Origin of the sequence: Devosia albogilva (genome assembly GCF_042685625.1) — a bacterium.
Taxonomy (GTDB): Bacteria; Pseudomonadota; Alphaproteobacteria; order Rhizobiales; family Devosiaceae; genus Devosia; species Devosia albogilva.
The window spans coordinates 1,504,017-1,525,156 of record NZ_JBHUNP010000001.1 but is presented as its reverse complement, the minus strand read 5'-3'; the positions used below and the strand labels follow the sequence as shown (position 1 = coordinate 1,525,156).

Here is a 21,140-nt window from a genome sequence, read left to right as displayed (position 1 = left end):
TTCTCCTTGGTCCGGGCGCGCCCGTGCGCCCGTCGGTGGCCCCTTGTGGCGCCTTGGAGGCAGCCGGTCTTTGATCCGTGTCAAACAGTGATCCGGCGGTTCAGTCCTTGCCTCGCCCCGGCGGCAGGTCCTTGCGCCGGCGGGTGAGGGGCGGGGCGTATTCCAGCACATAGAGCGCAAAGGCGAGCATCCACAGCACGCCCGCTGCCGAGTAGATCTCGAGCGTGAGGTCGGGCAGCACCGCATTGAGCGGTCGCACCAGCGCGGCGGCGACCACGGCGGCGTAGCTCGCCACCGTCCAGCCCGAGGCGTGCAGCGGCAGACCGGTATGCCCGCGGGTGGCACGGCTCATCACCGCCAGCGTCATCGTGCCGATCGCCCCCACGGTGAAAACATGGAGCGCTGCTGCCGGCTCCATCAGCCCAAGCGCCGCGGCGGCCGTGCCGAGAAAGCCGAGCGGCACGAAGGCATAGGCGACGTGGAGGATCAGCACCAACCCTTCGGCACGCGCCGACCAGCCCTGCCAGCGCTTGAGCCGCCACGCGTGGGCTGCGCCGGCAATCAGGTGCAGCACCGCCACCGGCCAACCCTCCGGCACCACCACCCAGACCGCCAGCGCCGCGAGCCCGATCAGCAGCGCCACCGTGTCGAAGGTGTCATAGGCCGCCGGAAAGGCCTTCCAGCCGTTCTTGGCCAGCCAGTTGCGGGTAAAGCTCGGCAGGATGCGGCCGCCGATAATGGCGATCAGCATCACATAGGCGGCGACCGCCAGCCGCGAGGGCAGGGCCGTGTCGCCGGTGGTCAGCATGGCGATGTCGAATGCGGCATTGGCCACCGAAAGCGCCAGCAGTCCGGCCAGGACCTTGAGGTCCTTCCACTTCTTGCCGGCAATCACCTCGCGGGCGCAGATCGCCAGCAGTAGCGGCAGGAACAGGATGTCGAGCGCCACTGCCCAGTCCGGTCCGATCGTGTCGGGGAACAGCAGCGCCAGTCGCCCCAGGCACCAGACGGCAAAGAGGCCCAGCAGCGGCCATCCGGAGACCGGCAGCCGGCCGGTCCAGTTCGGAATGGCGGTAAGCAGAAATCCGGCGAGCGCCGCGCTCGTGTAGCCGAACAGCATTTCGTGGGCGTGCCAGGAGACGCCGCCGAGTGATCCCCCTGCCTCCATGGCGCCGGCAAGGGTGGCGATCCACAGCGCCATGGCGGCGATCCCCCAGACACCGGCGGCAAGAAAGAACGGCCGGAAGCCATAAGACAGGATCACCGGGCCGGTGCGACCCAGCCCGCGCGGAACAGGTTGGCGCTTGGTTTCTGCCTGCTGTGTCATATACTTCTCCTTGGTCCCCGTCCGGTATCCGAAAGGCGGCACTGCCTCTTTGCGCCACCGCAAGCAAACTCCGCCGTCATCCTTGACCTGGGTCAAAGAAGGTCCGGTGGCGCCTCGCTACACAGGAGAAACACAACCCGGAGTTTACGGACCAGACCCGCTGGATTGCCTGCAAATACCAAGGCGAACCTTCCCTTGGCCCAGTCGTTAGGCACGGAGCGCTCACGTTCGCAACGCGCCGAGCCAGGCGCGGTCCCCCGAATAAACCCCGAGGAGAAATCATGAAAAAGATAATCGCCACCTCAGCCCTGATCGCCACCACCCTGCTGGCCGTGCCCGCCTGGGCCGCGGATCACCAGGTGCAGATGCTGAACAAGGACTCCGAGGGGCGGCCGATGCAGTTCGAGCCTGCCTTCCTCAAGATCGCGCCCGGTGACACGGTGACCTTTGTCGCCACCGACAAGGGCCATAATTCGGAATCCATCCTGAACATGATCCCCGAGGGTGGCGAGACCTGGAAGGGCAAGATCAACGAGGAAATCACCGTCACCTTCACCCAGGAAGGCTTCTACGCCTACAAGTGTCAGCCTCATGTGGGGCTCGGCATGGTTGGGCTGATCCAGGTTGGTGACAATCCGCCGGCGCTTGCCACCGAAGAGGTCGAGAAGCTGCCCGGTCGCTCGAAAGACCGCATGGCCGAGCTGATCGCGGAAGCAGAGGCAGGCGGTGGTGCCGAAGCCGGCGCTGCAGAGGGCGGCGATGCTGAAGCGGCTCCTGCTGCCCAGTAATCAATCGGTGCCTCCCGGCCCCCTTGCCGGGAGGCGTTTTGCTACCAACCAAAGGGTGAAAGCATGACTGACAAAAAAGACGACCACGCCGCTGCGGGCGAGCGTGAACATGGCATCAGCAGGCGCAGCCTGCTGGCGGGCACGGCAGGGCTGACCTTTGCCGGCGCGCTGGCCGGCGGCACTGTCCAGGCGACGGCCCAGCATGCCCATCACCAGTCGGCAGCCGGTGGCACCACCGGCAGCGGCCGGCTCTATCAGGTCAATCCGGGCATGACCGAACATGCCGACGTCGCGCATGATCCGGCCGACATTCCTGGCCCCATCACCCGGCGCGAGCCGGAAACCGTGCGGGTCGAGCTGGAGACGATCGAACTCGAGGCGCACCTCGACAACAATGCCACCTTCCGCTTCTGGACCTTCAACGGGCGCGTGCCCGGCCCCTTCATCCGCGTGCGGGTGGGCGACACGGTCGAGTGCTACTTCAAGAACAACGAAGATAGCTGGATGGCCCACAATGTGGACTTCCACGCCACCACTGGTCCCGGTGGCGGCGCGGTGCTGACCACGGCCCTGCCGGGCGAGGAATTTGCCTTCAAGTTCAAGGCGCTCAATCCCGGCGTCTATGTCTACCACTGCGCGGTGCCGCCGGTGGCGCTCCACATCGCCAACGGCATGTATGGCCTGATCGTGGTCGAGCCCGAAGAGGGCCTGCCGCCGGTCGATCGCGAGTTCTACGTGATGCAGGGCGAGATCTACACCGAGGAGCCGTTCGGCACCGCAGGCCTGCTGACCGAGAGCTATGAGAAGATGCTCAACGAGCGGCCGGAATACTTCGTGTTCAACGGCCATGTGGGTGCCCTGACCGACCACTTCCCGCTCAAGGCGAATGTGGGCGAGACGGTGCGTATCTTCTTCGGCGTCGGCGGGCCGAACTTCACCTCGTCGTTCCACGTCATCGGCGAGATCTTCGACCGCGTCTACAATGCGGGCTCGCTCACCAGCCCGCCCCTCACCGATGTGCAGACCATCACCGTTGCACCGGGCGGTGCCTGCGTCGTCGAGTTCAAGTGCGAGGTCCCCGGCCGCTACGTTCTGGTGGATCATGCCCTGTCGCGCGCCGAGCGCGGGCTGGCGGGCTATCTCATCGTCGAGGGCGAGGAACAGCCGGATATCTTCGCGCCGATCGGCGAACCGCCCGATCCGGCGATGTCGGGCCACTGACATCCTTGCGGCCCGCCACTGGCGGGCCGCATCATCTACGCTTCGGAGACATGACATGGCAGCAAGACCGATATTGACCCTCTTCGCGGGGACCCTGGCGCTCGGGTGCAGTCCGGCGGTACTGGCACAGGAGGCCGTGCAAGGCGTCTTCGCGCTCCCTGGTGCCGAAGCTGCCGTCACCGGCGAGATGCAGGTGCGCGACACCGGTCCGCTCACCCGCGAACTCCAATTCAGCTATGCCGATGTCGCGACGAGCGAGCCCGTCACCGGGTTCGACCTCGAACTGACGCAGGAACTGCACGTGCTTGCAGTCGACGCCGGGTTGTCGACGCTGATCCATAGGCATGTCGAGCATGCCGACGCCGACGGCCGCTTCACTGTGGAACTGCCGTTCCCCGAAGCCGGACTCTACCATGTCTTTACCGACGCGGTGCCGACCGGGCACGGTCAGCAGGTGTTGCGCTTCGATCTCGAGATCGGCGAGGGCGGCGCTGCCGCCGACGGCATGAGTCGCGAGCCGGTCAGCATCGATGCCGGTCCCATCGAAGCGGTTTCCGGTGCCTATACCGTCACCCTCGATGCGTCCGAGCTTCAGCCCGGCACCGAGAGCATGCTCAGCCTCTTGGTCGAGAAGAATGGCGCCCCCGCGGACGACATCACGCCCTATCTCGGCGTTGCCGCCCATGCGGTGCTGATCCGCGCCGAGGACCTCGCCTATGTCCACGCCCATGCCATGGCCGATGGCGAAGCCGGTGGCCACGGAGGCCACGGCGGCGGACATGGCCACGATACGCCTCCGGCGGCCGAACACGGCGCCGGCCACCACGGCGCACCGGAATCCGATCACGGCCACGCCGACGCTTCTGGTACACATGGCGGTCATGGTGATCACGGCACCGCCTCTGCGGAGGCTGTGGACCCCGAGATGACGGTTCACGTCACGCTGCCCGCACCCGGCGACTACGCGCTGTGGATCGAATTCACCGGCGGCGGCGACGTTGTCACCGTGCCGTTTGCCCTCACCGTACCAGCCGAATAACACTGCCAACACAAGGAGTGAGCCAATGAAAAAACTGCCCCTGTTCCTTGCCACCGCAGCCCTGCTGGCCGGCGCCGTGCCGGCCCACTCGCACATCGTATTGCAGAACCAGGAAGCACAGATCGGCACCACGTTCCGTGCGGTGCTGGTGGTCGGCCATGGCTGCGGCGATGCCGCCACCACGGCGGTGCGCGTGCAGATCCCCGAAGGCTTTTACAACGTCCGCCCGATGCTGAAGGCCGGCTGGACGGTGGAAACCGTACGCGGCCCCTACGAGACTCCGTTCGAAAGCCACGGTTCCATGCTCGAAGAGGGCGTCAAGGAGATCTCCTGGAGCGGCGGCGAACTGCCCAACGACTTTTTCGACGAGTTCGTCTTCCGCGGCACCTTCGGCGCCGATGTCCCGACCGACCAGCCGTTCTATTTTCCGGTGATCCAGACCTGCGGCGACACCGAAGACGCCTGGATCGACACTTCGGGCGACGCGGATGCCGAGTTCCCGGCACCCTCCGTGACCCTGTCGCCGGCCGAGGCGAGCGACGGGCATCACCATTGATCCTGCTCCAGCGCACCGGTATCTGCCGGTGCGCTGAAGCCATTCGGGGGTAGCTCTTGCGCGGTCTCGCCAGGGCGATCGTTGCCACGCTGCTATTGCTGGCCGGTATCCTGCCGGCGCTTGCGCACGCCACCCTGACCGGCTCCTCGCCGCCCGACGGGGCGGTGCTCGAGGCGCCTCCACCGGCGCTGGTGCTGAGCTTCAACGAACCGGTCAGCCCGCTCACCGCCACATTGATCCGCCCCGGCGACGGCAGTGGCGAACCTGTCGAGCTCGTCGCCAACGGCAGCGAACTGACGCTCGCTTTCGACGCCGGCCTGGACGACGGCACCTATGTCGTCAGCTGGCGCGCGGTGTCCGAAGACGGTCACCCGATCGCCGGCACCAGCGTGTTCTCGATCGGTCAGCCGGTGGCGGCCGGCCAACTCGACCTCGCCCCGCCCTCTCAGCCCGAAGTGATCCCCCTCCTCTGGGCGAGCCGGCTCGCGCTTTATCTCGGCCTGTTCTTCGGCGTCGGCGGCGCCGCCTTCCGCATCCTGTCGCCCGTGCTCCCGCGCCGCGCCCGGCGCCTCGCCGTAACGGCATCGCTGGTCGGCGCGGCGGCGGCGGTGCTGGTCATCGGTTTCCAGGGCCTCGATGCGCTGGGGCTCGGCATTGCCGGTCTCGCCGACGGGCAGGTCTGGAGCACGGGGCTCGCCACCGTCTACGGCCGCACCAGCCTCTTGGCACTCTGCGCCTTTGCCGCGGCGCTCCTCGCCCTGAGGCTCCGGCACGATCTGTGGCTGAAGCTGATGGCGGCGGTGGGGCTGGTGCTGCTCGGCCTTGCCGTCAGCACCAGCGGCCACGCCAGTGCCGCCGAACCGCAATGGCTGATGCGCTCGGCGCTGTTCGTGCACATCGTCTCCATCGCCTGGTGGGTGGGCGCCCTTTACCCGCTGGTGCTGCTGCTCCGGCTCGAGCGGCGCATCGCCACGCCGCCGCTGCTCTATTTCTCTGCGGCAATCCCCTTCGCCATCGTGCCCCTGGTTGCTTCCGGCATCGTGCTGGCGGTGGTGCAGCTTGGCTGGCCCGGCCCGGCCTGGATGTCCGGCTATGGCGCCATCCTTGCCGCCAAGCTGGTTCTGCTGGTGGTGCTGTTCGCCATTGCCAGCTGGAACCGCTGGGTTCTCACCGCGCCCGCTGCCGCCGGTGACCTCAAGGCGGTGCGGCATATGCGGCGCGGCATCGTTGCCGAACTGGTGCTGATCGCGGCCATTCTTGCGCTGGTCGCAGGCTGGCGCTTCACGCCGCCACCGCGCGCCCTCGCCGCGGCAGAGCAGCCGGCGGGGGTGGAGCTTGCGCTTGCCGCCAGGAACCTCACCGCCGAACTGGCCATCAATCCCGCCCGCGTCGGGTCCACCGATGTGCTGATCACCCTTGCCACCGCCGACGGAGAGCCCGTTTCGCCCCGCTCCGTGCGCCTGTCCCTCACCCCCGCGGAGCTCGACCTCGCCCCGGTGACCAGAACCGCAGAGGTCGATGCCGAGGGCAACTGGCGTGCCGAAGCCGTCGTGCTGCCGCTGCCGGGCCGGTGGACCGTCGAGGTGGAGGTGCGGGTCACCGATTTCGAGCTGATCAAGCTCACCGGCGACGTGACGGTCGCGCCCTGAGGCGGTTGTTTGCCAAGCTGCCGGAAGGCGGGTTATGCAAGCGGCGGGTTGGAGTTGCCACACGTGAACCATTCAGATCTCGGCGAAGCCCGTACCCTCGGCATGTTTGCGGCGCTGCCGGACGAGCAGCTCGATGTACTGGTGTCCGGCGCGGTCCAGCGCCGCTATCGTCCCGGCGAAGCCGTTTTCGAGCAGGGCGAGGAGGCGAAGCACTTCTTTGTGCTCCTCTCCGGGCGGCTGCGGGTGACCCAGGTTACCGCCGAAGGCCAGCAGGTGATCGTCCGCATGGTCAATCCCGGCGACCTGTTCGGCATCGCCAAGGCGCTCAGCCGCACCGATTATCCCGGCACTGCCACCGCGGTCATCGACAGTGCCGCCGTCGCCTGGCCGATGTCGCGCTGGTCGCAGCTTGTCCAGGATTTCCCCCATTTCGCCGTCGGCGCCATGCAGACCATGGGCGATCGCCTGCAGGAAGCGCATACCCGCATGCGCGAGCTGGCGACGGAGGAGGTCGAACGCCGCGTCGCCCATGCGGTGCTCCGGCTCGGCAATCAGGCCGGCCGCAAGGAGCCGGCCGGCATCCGCATCGATTTCCCAATCTCCAAGCAGGACATTGCCGAGATGACCGGCACCACCCTGCACACCGTGTCGCGCATCCTGTCAGCCTGGGAAGCGGCGGGCCTGGTCGAATCCGGTCGTCAGAAGCTGCTCCTCAAGAACCCGCACCGGCTGCTGCTGATCGGCGACGGCGAGGTGCCCGGGCTACTTTAGCCGGTCGAGCCGCACGATCTCCTCGGCCAGACCGGCCAGGTCCTTGCCGTGCTCGCGCGATGCATCCTCCAGCGTGTGAAATGGGCCGATCGGACAGCCCGGGCATTTGAGCCCATTGCGGATGAACAGCGGCACCGTTGCCGGCCAACGGTCCATGATCTCCTTGACGCTCATGTCTTCCAGATGATTGCGGCGCATGGCTCCACCTCCAGAACGAGAGCTTTGCCGCAAGGCCCGCCACCGCTCTTTGCTGAAGCGCAAGCTGACAACACCGTGATCGGGGCTGCTTCAGGTCGACCGCTCATGCCCGGAACAGCGACCTCGCGCCTCAGCGCCGACGAACTGCATGCCTGCCATGCCCCAGGGCGGGGCGCTTTTTGATCCAGCGCAACTATCTAGCGGGTGAGACGGCCTATCGAGTGGCCATACCGGACAAGGAGATGCGCCATGCACACCATCACCGACGACAACATCGCCCAGCGGGCGCTCGAGGCCCTGTGGTCGCACCCGTTCCTGGTACCCACCGGGGTCGACATCGAGGTCGCCAACGGCGTGCTCACCGTCAGCGGCGAAGTGGCATCTCTGGTTGAGATGGAGACCACGCTCGACCTGCTCGAAGATCTCTACTGCACTGGCGACGTGCGCAATCAGCTGACCCTCGCCCGCACTCCTCTCGCCCACGCCGCCTGAACCTCACCGGCGGTGAGCGCCGGAACCGCCCCCGCAGCACGTCGTTCTCCCCGCCGGAGAACGACCGATGCCAAGGCTGACCCTTGCTGCCATGCTGATGCCTCCCACCGCCGCGGCCCTGTGCGGGCCGGGGCTTGTTGCGCGCTGCATGTCGCCGCTCGGGCTCGAGGCCATGATGGCCTCGCTGCAATCGGTCGCCTTCGCGGCGCTCCTGTTCTCGATGCCCATATCCTGGGCCGTCGCTGCCGCGATCATGGGCGCGCCCAACCGGCGGTAATCCGCCGCTATTTCAGCCCAACTGCAGGCAATGTCTTGCAAGGTTCTTAAGGTCTTGGGCTCAAGCTCGGGGACATCAGTGGCAGGGGAGGACTGCCGCGCCCGACTTCCCGAGAGCTTCTAGATTTTGAACAGCCGGCCCACACTCCCCCGCAAGATCATCTATGCGATGCCCGCCCTGGCCATGCTCCTCCTGGTGGCCGTGGCCGCCTTCGGCTGGTGGGCGGCCTCCCGCATCGACGATGAAGCCATCGCCCACGAGACCCGCGCCATCCGCAACGGCATTGCGGAGGTCGTCGACCGCATCCCCACCGATCAGGAGACCGTCACCGTGTGGGACGACGCGGTGCTTCAGGTGCGGGTGGGCGACCCTGTCTGGATCGATGACAATCTCACCGCCTGGGTCAGCGACTATTACGGGCACGACTATGTGTTCCTGCTCGGGGCCGACGACCAGCCCCTGCGCGCCGCTGCTGGTGGCGAAGCGGTCGGGCCGGAAGTGTTTGCGAGCTTTGCCGCGCTTGCGCCGCTGGTTTCGGATTTGCGGGCCCGGATGGCCGAAACGTCCGAGGGCCTTGCCGACTCGACCGCCGCAGTGACCGGCCTCGGCGCCAGCGACTTCATCCTCCTCGACGATGGTCGCGTCGCGGCGGCCAGCGTGCGTCCGGTGATCCCCAGTACCGACCGCGTTTCGCAGGCGCCGGGCAGCGAGGCGATCCATATTTCCGTCCGGCTCCTCGACCAGGATCTTCTGGCCGAGATTGCGGATCGCTACGACATCCACGATCTCACCTTCGAAGCCGGCGCCACCACGATCGCCGATCGCGCCGCGATTCCGGTCAGCAACAGCGCCGGCCGGATCCTTGGTGTCCTCGCCTGGGAGCCGCGCGAGCCCGCCTTCCAGCTGATCCGTGACACAGCGCCGGTCATGCTCGGCAGCGTGGTGATGGCTGGGCTCGGCCTGCTGCTTCTGTTGGGGCGGCTACGCAGCACCTCCAACCAGCTCGAGACCACGCAGGCGCGGGCGAGCTTCCTCGCCTTTCACGACCCCCTGACCGGCATTCCCAACAGGGCTCTGTTCGAGGATCGTCTGGAGCAAGCGCTCGCCAACGCACGCCGCACCGGCTCCAGCCTTGCCGTCCATTACATCGACCTCGACCACTTCAAGCACGTCAACGACACGCTCGGTCATCCGGCGGGCGACCAGTTGATCCGGCAGGCGGCCAGGCGCCTCTGCGATCTGGTCGAGGAGGTCGATACCGTCGCCCGGCTTGGGGGCGACGAGTTCGCCGTCATCCAGTTCGAAACCACGCACCCGGAGGCCGAGGAGATGAGCCAGCGGATCGTGGCTGCGCTCGAAGAGCCGTTCGAACTCGACGGCCACACCGCCCGGTGCGGCGGCAGCGTGGGCGTGGTGGTCACCGACGCCTCCCAGTCCCCCGAGGAGATTCTGCGCCAGGCCGATATCGCGCTCTATGAGGCCAAAGGCAACGGCCGCGGCCGGGCGCAGCTCTTCGCCGGCGAACTCGGCGATGCGGTGCGCGAGCGGCGCATGCTGGAACTCGACCTGCGCATGGCGCTGCTGAACGACACCGGTCTCGAGCTGGTGTACCAGCCCATTTTCGAGGCGAGCACGGGCGAGATGGCCGGTGCCGAGGCGCTGGTGCGCTGGGAGCACGCCACCCGCGGGCGCATGTCTCCCGCCACCTTCATCCCGCTCGCCGAGGAACGCGGGCTGATCGACATGCTCGGCTTCTGGGTCATGCGGCAGGCCTGCGCCTACGCGGTTGCGACGGGCCTCCCCTGGGTGGCGGTGAACGTGTCGCCCGTGCAGTTCCGCGACGAACGCTTCGCCGAGCGCGTCTTCGAGATACTGGCCGAAACCGGCCTCAAGCCGAAGCGGCTGGAGCTCGAGATCACCGAAGGCCTGCTGCTGCAGAACTCACCCATGGTGCAGGAGACCTTGCGGCATCTGCGGGCCAGCGGCATCCGCGTCGCGCTCGACGATTTCGGCACCGGCTATTCCTCGATCAGCTATCTGCGCAATCACGGCGTCGACAAGCTCAAGATCGACCAGTCCTTCACCGCCCAGCTCGGCAAGGATGCCGAGATCGAAAGCATCATGCGCTCGATCATCGACCTCGGTCGGGCCATGCACATGAAGGTTACCGCCGAAGGCGTCGAGACCGAGCAGCAGCAGCAGATGCTGCAGGAAATGGGCTGCAATCAGCTACAGGGCTATCTGCTGTCGCGTCCGCTGACCTCCGAGAGGCTCGCCGAGCAGTTTGCTGCGGCGGGTTCTCCCGCCGTGCGCCGGGCCTAGACCGGCAGGTCCTCGAGCCGGAGCGAGTCGGCGAGGCTGGTGCGGTCGAGCACGGCCCGCGTCGCCAGCGTCACCCGCTCGAACACATGGCGGATTTCGCATTCGGCTTCGTCGCGGCAATCCTCGCAGCGGCGATAAGCGATGATCGACAGGCACGGCAATGGCGCGATGGGGCCGTCGATCAGCCGCAGCACTTCCCCGAAGGTGATCTGTTCGGCTGGCCGCAGCAACTCGTAGCCGCCCGATCGGCCGCGGCGGCTGGCGACCAGCCCGGCCCGCTTCAGCTCCAGCAGGATCTGCTCGAGAAACTTCTTGGGGATGGCCTGCTCGCGCGAAATCTCCCCGATCATCCGGGTCTCGCCCCGGCCGGCGCGGGCGAGGGATACCAGCGCCCGCAGCGCGTATTTGGCTTTTTGCGAGATCACCTCTGCCCCCAAGCCGTCTCTAGCGTCGTTCGGGCTCGACCGGAGGCACGACCGGCGCTTGCTCTTGCTCCTCGCCGTTGGCCGGTGTCGCATCCGGCACGGGCGCAACCGGTTCGGCAGGGGCGGTCGCTTCCGGCTCGTCGGTCCGGTCGTCGTCGCCAGCAGGCTCGGGCGCCACATCCACTTCGGTCGCCGGTGCCTCTTCGGCCCCCAGCGCAGCTTCCGGCGCGGTCTCGGCGGAGGGCGCCGGTTCGGTTGGAGACTCCGGTTCGTCGACGGGCTCTGCCGCCGTTTCGTCTTCCGCGGCACTTTCGTCCGCCGGGGCTGGCGCTTCGCCGACCGCAGGTGTGGCCTCGGTCGTCTCCAGCGTATCGGCAGCGGGAACAGCGGCTTCGGCAACAGGCTCGCTGCCGCCTTCCACCGCGACCACCACCACCGGGTCGTCCTCCAGGCTCGGCTCGGCCGGCTCACTGGCGGCAACAACCGCAGGAGCCTCTTCCACAGTGGTGGCTTCCGGTGTCACGTCTTCTCCGGTTTCGTCCGCATCGCCCCTTGTCACGTCGCTTGCGGCAACCGGCTCGGCGCTCTCCTCGACCGCGGCCGAGGATACGGCGACCCCGGCCACGGCTGCGGCAGCGGCCGCTTCGGGAATGGCGAAGGTCATCGCCTCGGCCGGCACGCTCGCCTGCGCCAGCAAATTCTCGGCCGGGGGAAGCTTCACCTCCGGTTCGGCGGGTTCCGCCGGTGGCTTGGCGGGCAGTTCGCCGCGCTCGCCGCGCAGCCAGGAGAGCAAGCCGAGCCCGATCTCGCGTTCGCCACGGATCACCACATCGGCGCCGAGGGTGCGCAGATGCGCCTCTTCCTCTTCGGAATAGGCGCGCGCCATGATGCGGATCGACGGGTTGAGCTTGCGCCCGGACTCGCAGACTGTTCCGGCTTCGAAGCCATTGGAAATGGCCACCAGCAGCGTGCGGGCCTGCCCGAGATTGGCAAGCCGCAGCACCGGGGTGCTGGCCGCATTACCCACCACCACCTCGTGCCCGGCGGCGCGGGCAGCGGCGACGTCATGATCGGAATCCTCGATGACCACCAGCGGTTCGCCAGTCGATTTCAGTCCCTCGGCCACCACGCGCCCGACCTGTCCGTAGCCGACCATGACGATGTGCCCGGTCTTGGTGCTCGGCTCCCCGCTGTCGTCGTCGGCGCCCAGCGCCCCGGTGTCCACCGCAGCGTCGCTCGGGATGTCGGTCGTCGCCGGGCCAACGCCCACGGAGCTGAGTTCACGCGGCTCCACTCGCTCGTCGCTGCGTCGCGCCGGCGGCACGCCGAAGCGCGCTTCCACCGCCGGGCGGGCCGCCTCGGCGATCCAGAATACGATCGGGTTGAGGATGATGGTGATCAGCGCGCCCGCAAGGATCAGGTCCTGCCCATCCGGCGGCAGGATGGCGAGGCTCACCCCCATGGTGGCGAGAATGAACGAGAACTCGCCGATCTGCGCCAGGGAGGCCGAAATGGTCAGCGCCGTTCCCGCCGGGCGGCGGAACAGCATGACGATGGCAAAGGCGGCCGCCGACTTGCCGATGACGATGATGAACACCGTCGCCAGCACCGGCAGCGGGTTGGTCACCACGATCATCGGGTCGAACAGCATGCCGACCGACACGAAGAACAAGACCGAGAACGCATCGCGCAGCGGCAGCGTCTCGTTGGCGGCGCGATGGCTGAGCTCACTTTCGCTCAGGATCATGCCGGCAAAGAACGCCCCCAGTGCCAGCGACACCCCAAACAGGGTCGCCGAGCCCAACGCTACCCCAAGCGCAATGGCCAGCACCGCCAGCCGGAACAGTTCGCGGCTGCCGGTATGGGCGGTGTAGTGCAGCGCCCACGGGATCAGCCGCCGCCCGACGATCAGCATGAAGCCAACAAAGGCGGCGATTTTCACCACGGTCAGCGTCAGTACGCCGGCGATGCCGATTTGTGTGCCCAGCAGGCGCTCGACGAAGGATACGAACGGGTCATGGATGCCGGTGTCGGTTCCCTGCAGCCCCGCGATGGCGGGGATCAGCACCAGCGCCAGGATCATGGCGAGGTCTTCCACGATCAGCCAGCCAACGGCGATGCGGCCCTTTTCGGTTTCGATCAGCCGCCGGTCCTGCAGCGCCTTGAGCAGCACCACGGTGGAGGCGACCGACAGGGCGAGGCCGAACAAGAGGCTCCCCCCGAGATCCCAGCCCATCAGCAGGCCAAGGCCGGCCCCCAGCAGGGTCGCACAGGCGATCTGCGCCACCGCGCCGGGAATGGCGAGGGCGCGCACGCTCATCAGGTCCTTGAGCGAGAAATGCAGGCCCACGCCGAACATCAGGAGGATCACGCCGAGTTCGGCGAGTTCGGCGCCCAGCGCCTGATCGGCGACGAAACCCGGGGTATAGGGGCCCACCAGAATGCCGGCGACCAGATAGCCGACCAGCGGCGGCAGCCGCAGCCGGTTGGCGATCATCCCGAAAAGGTAGGCCAGCACCAAACCCGCGACGATCGTGGAGATCAGGGGGGTGTCGTGGTGCATGCTGCCTCGCTGCGGGACGCCGGAACTGGCCTGGGGGAAACTCTAGTCGCAAGATGGAGTATGGCCTGCGCCCGTGCAAGCGCCAGCCACTCGTTCTTATGGCGAAGTCAGTTTGGCAGTGTTGTGGCGAAGCGGACGGATTGTGCCGGCGGGCGTCAGCTCTGCGGCTGGCCGCCGAGCGACTGCACTGCCTGCGCCCCGGCGGCGATCCCCGCTGCCAGCGCTTGGGCCTCGTCCTCACCGCGCAGCCGTGCGGCAACGAAGCCGGCGGCGAACGCATCCCCAGCACCGGTCGAGTCCACCACCGCCACTGCCGGCGCCGGCAAGCGCAGCCGGATGCCGGCCACGTCGCCGAGCATGGCGCCGTTGCGCCCCTGCTTGAGGACCACGGTGTGGTAGTGTGCCCCCAGCGCCGCGATCTGCGCCTGCGGTTCGGTGAGCCCGGTCAGCGCCTCGGCCTCGTCGGCATTGGCGAACAGCAGGTCCGCCCCCGCGGTCCAGCCGAGGAAGGTGCCCGCGCCGACCTCGGCGAGGAAGCCCACCGAAGCCGGATCGATTGCCACCGCCACGTCCCGCGCGCGCGCCCGCTCGAGCAATTGCTGCACCGCCACCCGCGGCCCTGGCGCAAAGAAGCTGTAGCCCGAGGCCATCACCAGCCCGGCCTCGTCGAGCAGATCGTCGCCGAGATCGTCGGGAGAGAGGTTGAGGTTGGCGCCGCGGTCGGTGAGGAAGCTGCGCTCGCCATCGGCGTCGAGAATGGTCACCAGCACGCCCGAGGGCTGCTCGCGATCGCCGGCCAGGGCAGGGGTCACCCCCAGCCCGCGGAAATAGTTCTCGTACATGGTCTTGTCGGCAGAGCCGACCCGCGCTGCGAACAGCACCGGCACGCCCATCGAGCCGAGCCACACCGCCTGGTTGGCACCGGAGCCACCGGGGCGGCTGCGGATGGTGGCGCGCCGGTCGCTGCCGCGCACGATCGGGCCTTCGGGCGTGACGATCACGTCCGTCATCACGTCCCCGACGACGAGCACGCGTTTCATGCGGCGGCGGTCTGGCGGGCCAGGGCCACGGCAAGGCGGGCGGCCACCCGCGCATTGTTCTCGACGAGAGCGATATTGGCCTTGAGCGAGCGGCCTTCGGTGAGTTCGAAGATGCGCTTGAGCAGGAACGGGGTCAGGTCCTTGCGCGACACCCCTTCCGCCTCGGCATGGCCGATCGCCTCGGCGATGCGCGCTTCGATGGCGGCGGGATCGAGCGCATCGGCTTCCGGGATCGGGTTGGCGACGAGGATGCCGCCGAGCTCGAGCTCGATCTGCAGCGCCAGCACCCGCGCGATGTCGGCGACGTCGTCGAAGCGGTGATCCACCTTGTGCCCGCTCTGGCGTGCCCAGAAGGCCGGGAAGTCCTCGGTGCCATAGCCGATCACCGGCACGCCGTTGGTTTCCAGCACTTCCAGGGTCTTGCCGATATCGAGGATCGACTTGGCACCGGCACAGACTACCGCCACAGGGGTGCGCCCGAGTTCCTCGAGGTCGGCGGAAATGTCGAAGGTTTCCTCGGCGCCGCGATGGACGCCGCCGATGCCGCCGGTCGCAAACACATGAATGCCCGCCTCGGCGGCGATCTGCATGGTCGTGGCGACGGTGGTGCCGGCAATGCGCTTCTGTACCAGCAGGGCCGAGATGTCGCGGCGGCTCGCCTTGGCGGCCTTGCCGCCTTCCAGTGCCAGCCGCTCGAGGTCGTTGCCCGACACGCCGACATGGAAGCGCCCGTCCATCACCGCAATGGTGGCGGGAATGGCGCCTTCTGCCCGGATCACCGCCTCGACGCTCTGCGCCATTTCGAGGTTCTGCGGATAGGGCATGCCGTGGGTGATGATGGTCGATTCCAGCGCCACCACCGGCCGTCCCTCCGCCAGTGCCGCGGCCGCTTCGGGGCCGATCGTGAGGTAGTCCTTGGCGCTCATGGTCACATCCGGGGCAGAAGAGAAAACGGGGCGGGGACGAGCCCCGCTCGGCAGCGGTTTTGCGACGCCCCAGCACGGCCCGTCAAGTCGCGAGATTGAGCGCTTTTGATCCCTTGTCCGCCAGGGGTTTTGGCTCTAGGGTCCATCGCCGCAAACCCTAGCGGGGAAAGGGTACTTCGCTGCAGACCGTCATTGTTGACCGCGCCGGTGGCGCGGGTCGATCCGGGTGGTTCACCCGGCGAGCTTCAGCCCAGTCCGCCAGCGCCCGCAGGCGCCTGTTTTGCGCGTGTCTCACGCCCCTCCGTCTGCCTGAAGCGGGTCTGCCCATGACATATCGCGTCTGAGTGTCGGTGCGGTCGCCCGCACGCCTGCCGTCTCGCGGTGCCCCGGGGCGCCGCCCAATCCACGACCCATCCCTAAGGAGTGTTCGAACGAGATGAACAAGTCCGTTGCCCTTGCGCTCGGCGCGCTGATGGCCGCCAGCCCCGCTCTTGCCCAGGAAGAGCCGGTCCTCAACGTCTACAACTGGTCCGACTACATCGCCGAGGACACCATCGCCAATTTCGAGGCGGAGACCGGCATCACCGTCAATTACGACGTCTATGACAGCAACGAGATCGTCGACGCCAAGCTCCTCGCCGGCAATTCCGGCTACGACATCGTCGTGCCGAGCGGCAACTTCCTCGAGCGCCAGATCAAGTTCGGCCTGATCCTGCCGCTCGACAAGTCCAAGCTCACCAATCTCGGCAATCTCGACCCCGCCGTGATGGCGACTGCTGCCGGCCAGGATCCGGACAACGCCCATGGCGTGCCCTACATGATCAACACCATCGGCCTCGGCTACAACGTCGCCAAGGTCACCGAAGCGCTCGGCGCCGATGCCCCGGTCGATAGCTGGGACCTGCTGTTCGATCCGGAAGTAGTGTCCAAGCTCGCCTCCTGCGGCGTGACCGTGCTCGACAGCCCCACCGAAGTGGTCGGCATTGCGCTCCACTATCTCGGGCTCGATCCGAACTCGGAGAGCGAGGAAGACCTCGCCAAGGCCGAGGAGCTGCTCAACTCCATCAAGCCGCATATCCGCTACTTCCACTCCTCCCAGTACATCGATGACCTGGGTAATGGCGAAGTCTGCCTGTCGCTGGGCTATTCGGGCGACGTGTTCATCGCCAGCGATGCCGCTGCCGAAGCCGGCCAGGGCGTCGAGGTCAACTACCTGATCCCCAAGGAAGGGGCGGCAACGCTGTTCGACTTCCTCGCCATTCCGGCCGATGCCCCGCATCCGGAAAACGCCCACAAGTTCATCGACTACATCCTGCGCCCGGAAGTCGTGGCCGAGATCACCAACTACGTGTTCTACGCCAACCCGAACCTCCCCGCGCTCGAGTTCGTCGATGAGGAAGTGAAGTCCAATCCGGGCATCTACCCGCCGGCCGAGACGGTCGAGCAAGCCTTCGTGATGCGGGCCCATTCGCCCGAATTCGAAGAGGTCTTGACCCGCACCTGGACCCGCATCAAAACCGGCCAGTAAGACCTACCGAAAGGGGCGGCCCGGCGGCCGCCCCTTCAGCCTTTCAAGAGTCCCGCCCATGGCCAAGAAGCCGCAGCTCGCGATCGACACCCGCCCGTGGCGCGACCCCGCTGCCAAGCCCTTCGTGCGCATCAAGAACGTCACCAAGAAGTTCGGTGACGTCTTCGCCGTGTCCGACGTGTCGCTCGACATCTACCGCTCCGAGCTGTTCTGCCTGCTCGGCGGATCGGGTTCCGGCAAGTCGACGCTGTTGCGCATGCTCGCCGGCTTCGAGAAGCCGACCAGCGGCAGCATCGAGATCGACGGTCAGGACATGACCGACACCCCGCCCTACCAGCGGCCGGTCAACATGATGTTCCAGAGCTATGCGCTGTTCCCGCATATGAGCGTCGAGCAGAACATCGCCTATGGACTCAAGCGCGACCACCTGCCCAAGGGCGAGATTCAGGACCGCGTCGCCGAGCTGCTGACGCTGGTCAAACTCCAGGACTATGGCAAGCGCCGGCCCCATCAGCTTTCGGGCGGTCAGCGGCAGCGCGTGGCCCTCGCCCGATCCCTCGCCAAGCGCCCCAAGCTGCTGCTGCTCGACGAACCGCTGGGCGCGCTCGACAAGAAGCTGCGCGAGGAAACCCAGTTCGAGCTGGTCAAGATTCAGGAATCGCTCGGCGTCACCTTCATCGTCGTCACCCACGACCAGGAAGAGGCGATGACGCTCGCCACCCGCATCGGGGTGATGAACCAGGGCGAGATCGCCATGATCGGCGAGCCCACCGACATCTACGAGTTTCCGAACTCCCGCTTCGTCGCCAATTTCATCGGCTCCGCCAACATGGTGGAAGGCATCGTCACCGAGGACGAGCCCGACCATGTGCGCATCCGCTCGAGCGAACTCGGCTGCGACATCTATGTCGGCCACGGCGTCGACTGCGCCCCCGACCAGCTCCTGTGGTGGGCCGTCCGCCCCGAAAAGATGCATCTCAGCCGCGAACAGCCGGCCGACACGTTCGGGGCCAACGTCACCAAGGGCGTGGTCGAGGAAATCGCCTATCTCGGCGACATCTCGCTCTACCAGGTGCTGCTGGAAAGCGGCAAACGCATCCGCGTCAGCCAGACCAATTCGGTGCGCGGCAACCCCGACGCCATCACCTGGGAAGAGCAGGTCTATGTCTCCTGGGACGACAACGCCGGCTCGGTGCTGACGGTATGACCAGGTCGGCGGCAAACGCGGTCGGTCCCCTCCCCCTTGAGGGGAGGGCTAGGGTGGGGGTGTCGTGGACAGCCCCGCACTCTGAGCGCGCAATGAGCACGACACCCCCACCCCCAGCCCCTCCCCTCAAGGGGGAGGGGGGCTGTGGCGCCGAGCAAGCGGGGAGACCTGCATGACCACCACCCACGACCCCACCATACCCCCGCCGCGACGCCTCAAGCCCTGGCGCGCCGTGGAAAAGCGCCTCGCCAAGGTCGGCATTTCCGGGCGCATGCTGGTGCTGGCAGCGCCGGTTCTGTGGCTGCTCGTCTTCTTCGTCGTTCCGCTCGCGGTGGTGTTCGGCATTTCGCTCGCCACCAAGCAGTTCGGCCGCCCGCCCTATTCGCCGCTCCTCACCACCACCGAGGAAGGCACGGTGCAGCTCACCCTGCACCTATCCAACTACATCAGGCTGTTCACCGACAACCTCTATGTGGCGGCCTATCTGAGCTCCATCCGCATCGCCTTCGTGTCGACGATCATCACCCTGTTGATCGGCTACCCGATGGCCTATGCCATCGCGCGGGCGCCGGAGCAGTGGCGCAACATCCTGCTGATGCTGGTGATCCTGCCGTTCTTCACCTCGTTCCTCCTGCGCGTCTATGCGTTGACAGGGTTCATGCGCGGCAATGGTGTCATCAACCAGTTCCTCGGCCTCTTCGGCATCGAGCCGCTGGTGATGATGCAGACCGATTTCGCGGTCTATGTCGGCATCGTCTATACCTACCTGCCGTTCATGATCCTGCCCCTCTACACCACCCTGGTGAAGCTCGACGTGTCGTTGTTCGAGGCTGCCGCCGACCTCGGGGCGCGGCCGCTCAGGACCTTCCTGTCGGTGACCCTGCCGCTGTCGATCCCGGGCATCGTCGCGGGGTCCATGCTGGTCTTCATCCCGGCAATCGGTGAGTTCGTCATTCCCTCGCTTCTCGGTGGTCCGGAAACGCTGATGATCGGTCGGGTCCTGTGGGACGAGTTCTTCACCGCCGCCAACTGGCCGCGGGCCGCCGCCGTGGCGGTCGCCATGCTGGTGGTCGTGGTGGTGCCGATCATGCTGTTGCAGAAGGCGCAGGGCGCCGTGGTGGAGAAGTAGCATGCGCCGGGGCTGGTTTCTTCCGATCGCAGCGGCGCTGGGCTTTTCCTTCCTCTATGCGCCCATCGTGTCGCTGGTGATCTTCTCGTTCAACGAGTCGCGGCTGGTCACCGTCTGGTCGGGCTTTTCGACCAAGTGGTATGGCGAACTGTTCCGCGACCCGCAGATGCTGGGCGCTGCCTGGCTGAGCCTGCAGATCGCCGCGCTCAGCGCCACCATCGCGCTGGTGCTGGGCACGCTGGCCGCCGTGGCGCTGGTGCGCTTCCGGCGCTTCCGCGGCCGCACCGCCTTTGCCGGCACCGTGTCGGCGCCGCTGGTCATGCCCGACGTGATCACCGGCCTGTCGCTGCTCTTGCTGTTCGTTGCCATGGAAGGGCTGATCGGCTGGCCGCGGGGGCGCGGCATGCTCACCATCGTCATTGCCCATGCCACCTTCTGCACCGCCTATGTGGCCGTGGTGGTGCAATCGCGCCTCAGCGACTTCGACCGGAGCCTTGAGGAAGCGGCGATGGATCTCGGCGCCTCGCCGGTCCGCACCTTCTTCGACGTCACCCTGCCGATCATCGCCCCGGCGCTGGTGTCGGGGTGGCTGCTCGGCTTCACCCTGTCGCTCGATGACCTCGTGATCGCCAGTTTCGTGTCGGGCCCCGGCTCGTCCACCCTGCCGATGGTGATCTTCTCCAAGGTCCGGCTTGGCGTGTCGCCCGACGTCAACGCGCTTGCCACCATCATCATCGGCATCGTCGCCCTGGGCGTCCTCACCGCCACCATCCTGCAACTGCGCGCCCGCCCCAGAAAGAGACGGGCGTAAGCACGAGCACATGGAGCCGCCGATGAAGCTCTCCGAATACATTCGTGAGCACCGGCTGGTCGCAAAGTATGTCGGCGCGATCGTCATCGCCGTCCTGGTGGGGGTGGGCAGTTGGTTGCAGGGCGACCCGCCGAGCGTCGCCACCCTCAAGGCCATGCTCAGCATCGTCTTCGTGATCGCCTGGCTCGGCCTCGGTGCGCTGTTCAACCCTGAACGCTCGCAGATTCCCTTCAGCCCCAGCCGGATGGAGCGCACCCTGCTCGAAGGCATCCTGGTGGCCCTGGCCGTTGGTGTCGTCTCCTGGACCCCGGACGACCACCCCGCGGTCATCGCCATCGCCGCGGTGACAGCTTCCGTTGTTTACTTCGCAGCACGCATGCTGCTCGACCGCTTCCGCGCCAACCGCTCACGCTAGCCGGTCCCACAGTTCCGCCAGAGGCTGCGGCAGCACCTTGTGCATTTCCGCTGCATCGTACGGCTCACTCTCTGTCCTGATCACCCACAGCGTGTCGGCCGTAATCCCCTCCGGCATGTGGACATGGGGCAGCAGCCGTTCGGCGAGCGCCGTCTCGAAGCTGGCGAGGTCCGGCGTGGGCAGCGGCTCGGCCGGGCGCCAGTCCTGGTAGAACACGCCGCGCTGCACGGCCGGCAGGTGATTGCCGAAGGTGGCGATGTCCCCAAGCGGCAGCCGCGCGCGCAGTTCATGCAGCACGCCGCGAAGGCAGGCGAAGGTGATGTTGTTGGTCGCAAGCAGCGCCCGCTCCTTCAGCTTTGCTGCCAAAGGGCGATACTCTCGTTGGCATATTTGACATCGCGTGGGTTGGTCACGTCAGCCTCCGGCCATCTTCCGTTCATCCTTGCTCCCGCGGCT

At 67.0% G+C, this 21,140-nt stretch carries 20 protein-coding genes and 1 pseudogene; 14 read left to right on the top strand and 7 right to left on the bottom strand.

From position 1 onward, the window contains the following. Positions 1-100: 100 nt before the first annotated feature. Positions 101-1,327, bottom strand: coding sequence for an NnrS family protein (locus tag ACFSX5_RS07700; RefSeq protein WP_386832689.1), 1,227 nt, complete (start codon positions 1,325-1,327; stop codon positions 101-103). Positions 1,328-1,605: 278 nt separating this feature from the next. On the opposite strand from ACFSX5_RS07700, the gene ACFSX5_RS07695 reads away from it, so the two are divergent. The 6 genes from ACFSX5_RS07695 to ACFSX5_RS07670 all read left to right on the top strand — a co-directional run bounded on the left by ACFSX5_RS07695 (position 1,606) and on the right by ACFSX5_RS07670 (position 7,351). Further along, entirely contained in the window at positions 1,606-2,115 is a 510-nt protein-coding gene (locus ACFSX5_RS07695) for a pseudoazurin (protein WP_386835598.1), read from the top strand. Between the two features lie 63 nt (positions 2,116-2,178). Next, positions 2,179-3,336: a copper-containing nitrite reductase gene (gene nirK / locus ACFSX5_RS07690; RefSeq protein ID WP_386832688.1), complete on the top strand. Its 1,158-nt coding sequence runs from the start codon at positions 2,179-2,181 to the stop codon at positions 3,334-3,336. Between the two features lie 55 nt (positions 3,337-3,391). Further along, a complete protein-coding gene (locus ACFSX5_RS07685; RefSeq protein WP_386832687.1) occupies positions 3,392-4,375 on the top strand; it encodes a hypothetical protein in 984 nt (327 codons plus the stop codon). Between the two features lie 25 nt (positions 4,376-4,400). Further along, positions 4,401-4,931: a YcnI family copper-binding membrane protein gene (locus ACFSX5_RS07680; protein ID WP_386832686.1), complete on the top strand. Its 531-nt coding sequence runs from the start codon at positions 4,401-4,403 to the stop codon at positions 4,929-4,931. A gap of 56 nt (positions 4,932-4,987) precedes the next feature. Continuing rightward, positions 4,988-6,580 carry a copper resistance CopC/CopD family protein gene (locus ACFSX5_RS07675; RefSeq protein WP_386832685.1) on the top strand — a complete coding sequence of 531 codons (1,593 nt, stop codon included), beginning with the start codon at positions 4,988-4,990 and terminating at the stop codon, positions 6,578-6,580. Positions 6,581-6,682: 102 nt separating this feature from the next. After that, complete coding sequence (locus ACFSX5_RS07670; RefSeq protein WP_386835596.1) at positions 6,683-7,351, top strand: Crp/Fnr family transcriptional regulator; 669 nt, start codon at positions 6,683-6,685, stop codon at positions 7,349-7,351. Here ACFSX5_RS07670 and ACFSX5_RS07665 read toward each other — a convergent pair. Continuing rightward, the gene (locus ACFSX5_RS07665) at positions 7,343-7,549 is read right to left on the bottom strand and encodes a DUF1858 domain-containing protein (RefSeq protein ID WP_386832684.1); all 207 of its coding nucleotides are present in this window, start codon (positions 7,547-7,549) and stop codon (positions 7,343-7,345) included. The genes ACFSX5_RS07670 and ACFSX5_RS07665 overlap by 9 nt on opposite strands. 249 nt (positions 7,550-7,798) lie before the next feature. Here ACFSX5_RS07665 and ACFSX5_RS07660 point away from each other — a divergent pair, with 249 nt between their 5' ends. The 3 genes from ACFSX5_RS07660 (at position 7,799) to ACFSX5_RS07650 (ending at position 10,640) form a co-directional block, all read left to right on the top strand. After that, positions 7,799-8,041, top strand: coding sequence for a BON domain-containing protein (locus ACFSX5_RS07660; protein ID WP_386832683.1), 243 nt, complete (start codon positions 7,799-7,801; stop codon positions 8,039-8,041). Positions 8,042-8,108: 67 nt separating this feature from the next. After that, a complete protein-coding gene (locus tag ACFSX5_RS07655) occupies positions 8,109-8,318 on the top strand; it encodes a hypothetical protein (RefSeq protein ID WP_386832682.1) in 210 nt (69 codons plus the stop codon). 126 nt (positions 8,319-8,444) lie between these two features. Next, positions 8,445-10,640 (top strand): putative bifunctional diguanylate cyclase/phosphodiesterase, encoded by a 2,196-nt coding sequence (locus ACFSX5_RS07650; protein WP_386832681.1) that lies wholly within the window; start codon positions 8,445-8,447, stop codon positions 10,638-10,640. On the opposite strand, the gene ACFSX5_RS07645 is transcribed toward ACFSX5_RS07650, so the two are convergent. The 4 genes and pseudogenes from ACFSX5_RS07645 to ACFSX5_RS07630 all read right to left on the bottom strand — a co-directional run bounded on the left by ACFSX5_RS07645 (position 10,637) and on the right by ACFSX5_RS07630 (position 15,594). Next, the gene (locus ACFSX5_RS07645; RefSeq protein ID WP_386832680.1) at positions 10,637-11,065 is read right to left on the bottom strand and encodes an RrF2 family transcriptional regulator; all 429 of its coding nucleotides are present in this window, start codon (positions 11,063-11,065) and stop codon (positions 10,637-10,639) included. The two genes, ACFSX5_RS07650 and ACFSX5_RS07645, sit on opposite strands and share 4 nt — an antisense overlap. Positions 11,066-11,843: 778 nt before the next feature. Beyond that, positions 11,844-13,628 (bottom strand): annotated as a pseudogene (locus ACFSX5_RS07640) (cation:proton antiporter domain-containing protein); the annotation flags it as partial. 155 nt (positions 13,629-13,783) lie between these two features. Further along, the gene (locus tag ACFSX5_RS07635; protein WP_386832679.1) at positions 13,784-14,668 is read right to left on the bottom strand and encodes a carbohydrate kinase family protein; all 885 of its coding nucleotides are present in this window, start codon (positions 14,666-14,668) and stop codon (positions 13,784-13,786) included. Continuing rightward, positions 14,665-15,594: a pseudouridine-5'-phosphate glycosidase gene (locus ACFSX5_RS07630; protein WP_386832678.1), complete on the bottom strand. Its 930-nt coding sequence runs from the start codon at positions 15,592-15,594 to the stop codon at positions 14,665-14,667. Before ACFSX5_RS07630 ends, ACFSX5_RS07635 begins: the two co-directional genes overlap by 4 nt. A gap of 436 nt (positions 15,595-16,030) precedes the next feature. On the opposite strand from ACFSX5_RS07630, the gene ACFSX5_RS07625 reads away from it, so the two are divergent. The 5 genes from ACFSX5_RS07625 (at position 16,031) to ACFSX5_RS07605 (ending at position 20,684) form a co-directional block, all read left to right on the top strand. Next, positions 16,031-17,122 carry a polyamine ABC transporter substrate-binding protein gene (locus ACFSX5_RS07625; RefSeq protein WP_386832677.1) on the top strand — a complete coding sequence of 364 codons (1,092 nt, stop codon included), beginning with the start codon at positions 16,031-16,033 and terminating at the stop codon, positions 17,120-17,122. A 58-nt stretch (positions 17,123-17,180) separates the two neighbouring features. Continuing rightward, the gene (locus ACFSX5_RS07620) at positions 17,181-18,329 is read left to right on the top strand and encodes an ABC transporter ATP-binding protein (protein WP_386832676.1); all 1,149 of its coding nucleotides are present in this window, start codon (positions 17,181-17,183) and stop codon (positions 18,327-18,329) included. A gap of 271 nt (positions 18,330-18,600) precedes the next feature. Continuing rightward, the gene (locus ACFSX5_RS07615) at positions 18,601-19,458 is read left to right on the top strand and encodes an ABC transporter permease subunit (RefSeq protein ID WP_386835594.1); all 858 of its coding nucleotides are present in this window, start codon (positions 18,601-18,603) and stop codon (positions 19,456-19,458) included. A 1-nt stretch (position 19,459) separates the two neighbouring features. After that, a complete protein-coding gene (locus tag ACFSX5_RS07610; RefSeq protein ID WP_386832675.1) occupies positions 19,460-20,269 on the top strand; it encodes an ABC transporter permease subunit in 810 nt (269 codons plus the stop codon). A 22-nt stretch (positions 20,270-20,291) separates the two neighbouring features. Beyond that, a complete protein-coding gene (locus ACFSX5_RS07605) occupies positions 20,292-20,684 on the top strand; it encodes a hypothetical protein (protein ID WP_386832674.1) in 393 nt (130 codons plus the stop codon). Here ACFSX5_RS07605 and ACFSX5_RS07600 read toward each other — a convergent pair. After that, positions 20,676-21,050 (bottom strand): DUF2267 domain-containing protein, encoded by a 375-nt coding sequence (locus ACFSX5_RS07600; protein WP_386832673.1) that lies wholly within the window; start codon positions 21,048-21,050, stop codon positions 20,676-20,678. The two genes, ACFSX5_RS07605 and ACFSX5_RS07600, sit on opposite strands and share 9 nt — an antisense overlap. Between the last annotated feature and the right edge of the window lie 90 nt (positions 21,051-21,140).

What these genes read in the sequence shown, in the direction of transcription:
- ACFSX5_RS07700 (WP_386832689.1), bottom strand. Translation starts at nt 1,327, where the DNA reads ATGACACAGCAGGCAGAAACCAAGCGCCAACCTGTTCCGCGCGGGCTG.
- nirK (WP_386832688.1), top strand. Translation starts at nt 2,179, where the DNA reads ATGACTGACAAAAAAGACGACCACGCCGCTGCGGGCGAGCGTGAACAT.
- ACFSX5_RS07685 (WP_386832687.1), top strand. Translation starts at nt 3,392, where the DNA reads ATGGCAGCAAGACCGATATTGACCCTCTTCGCGGGGACCCTGGCGCTC.
- ACFSX5_RS07680 (WP_386832686.1), top strand. Translation starts at nt 4,401, where the DNA reads ATGAAAAAACTGCCCCTGTTCCTTGCCACCGCAGCCCTGCTGGCCGGC.
- ACFSX5_RS07670 (WP_386835596.1), top strand. Translation starts at nt 6,683, where the DNA reads ATGTTTGCGGCGCTGCCGGACGAGCAGCTCGATGTACTGGTGTCCGGC.
- ACFSX5_RS07665 (WP_386832684.1), bottom strand. Translation starts at nt 7,549, where the DNA reads ATGCGCCGCAATCATCTGGAAGACATGAGCGTCAAGGAGATCATGGAC.
- ACFSX5_RS07660 (WP_386832683.1), top strand. Translation starts at nt 7,799, where the DNA reads ATGCACACCATCACCGACGACAACATCGCCCAGCGGGCGCTCGAGGCC.
- ACFSX5_RS07655 (WP_386832682.1), top strand. Translation starts at nt 8,109, where the DNA reads ATGCCAAGGCTGACCCTTGCTGCCATGCTGATGCCTCCCACCGCCGCG.
- ACFSX5_RS07635 (WP_386832679.1), bottom strand. Translation starts at nt 14,668, where the DNA reads ATGAAACGCGTGCTCGTCGTCGGGGACGTGATGACGGACGTGATCGTC.
- ACFSX5_RS07630 (WP_386832678.1), bottom strand. Translation starts at nt 15,594, where the DNA reads ATGAGCGCCAAGGACTACCTCACGATCGGCCCCGAAGCGGCCGCGGCA.
- ACFSX5_RS07625 (WP_386832677.1), top strand. Translation starts at nt 16,031, where the DNA reads ATGAACAAGTCCGTTGCCCTTGCGCTCGGCGCGCTGATGGCCGCCAGC.
- ACFSX5_RS07620 (WP_386832676.1), top strand. Translation starts at nt 17,181, where the DNA reads ATGGCCAAGAAGCCGCAGCTCGCGATCGACACCCGCCCGTGGCGCGAC.
- ACFSX5_RS07615 (WP_386835594.1), top strand. Translation starts at nt 18,601, where the DNA reads ATGCTGGTGCTGGCAGCGCCGGTTCTGTGGCTGCTCGTCTTCTTCGTC.
- ACFSX5_RS07610 (WP_386832675.1), top strand. Translation starts at nt 19,460, where the DNA reads ATGCGCCGGGGCTGGTTTCTTCCGATCGCAGCGGCGCTGGGCTTTTCC.
- ACFSX5_RS07605 (WP_386832674.1), top strand. Translation starts at nt 20,292, where the DNA reads ATGAAGCTCTCCGAATACATTCGTGAGCACCGGCTGGTCGCAAAGTAT.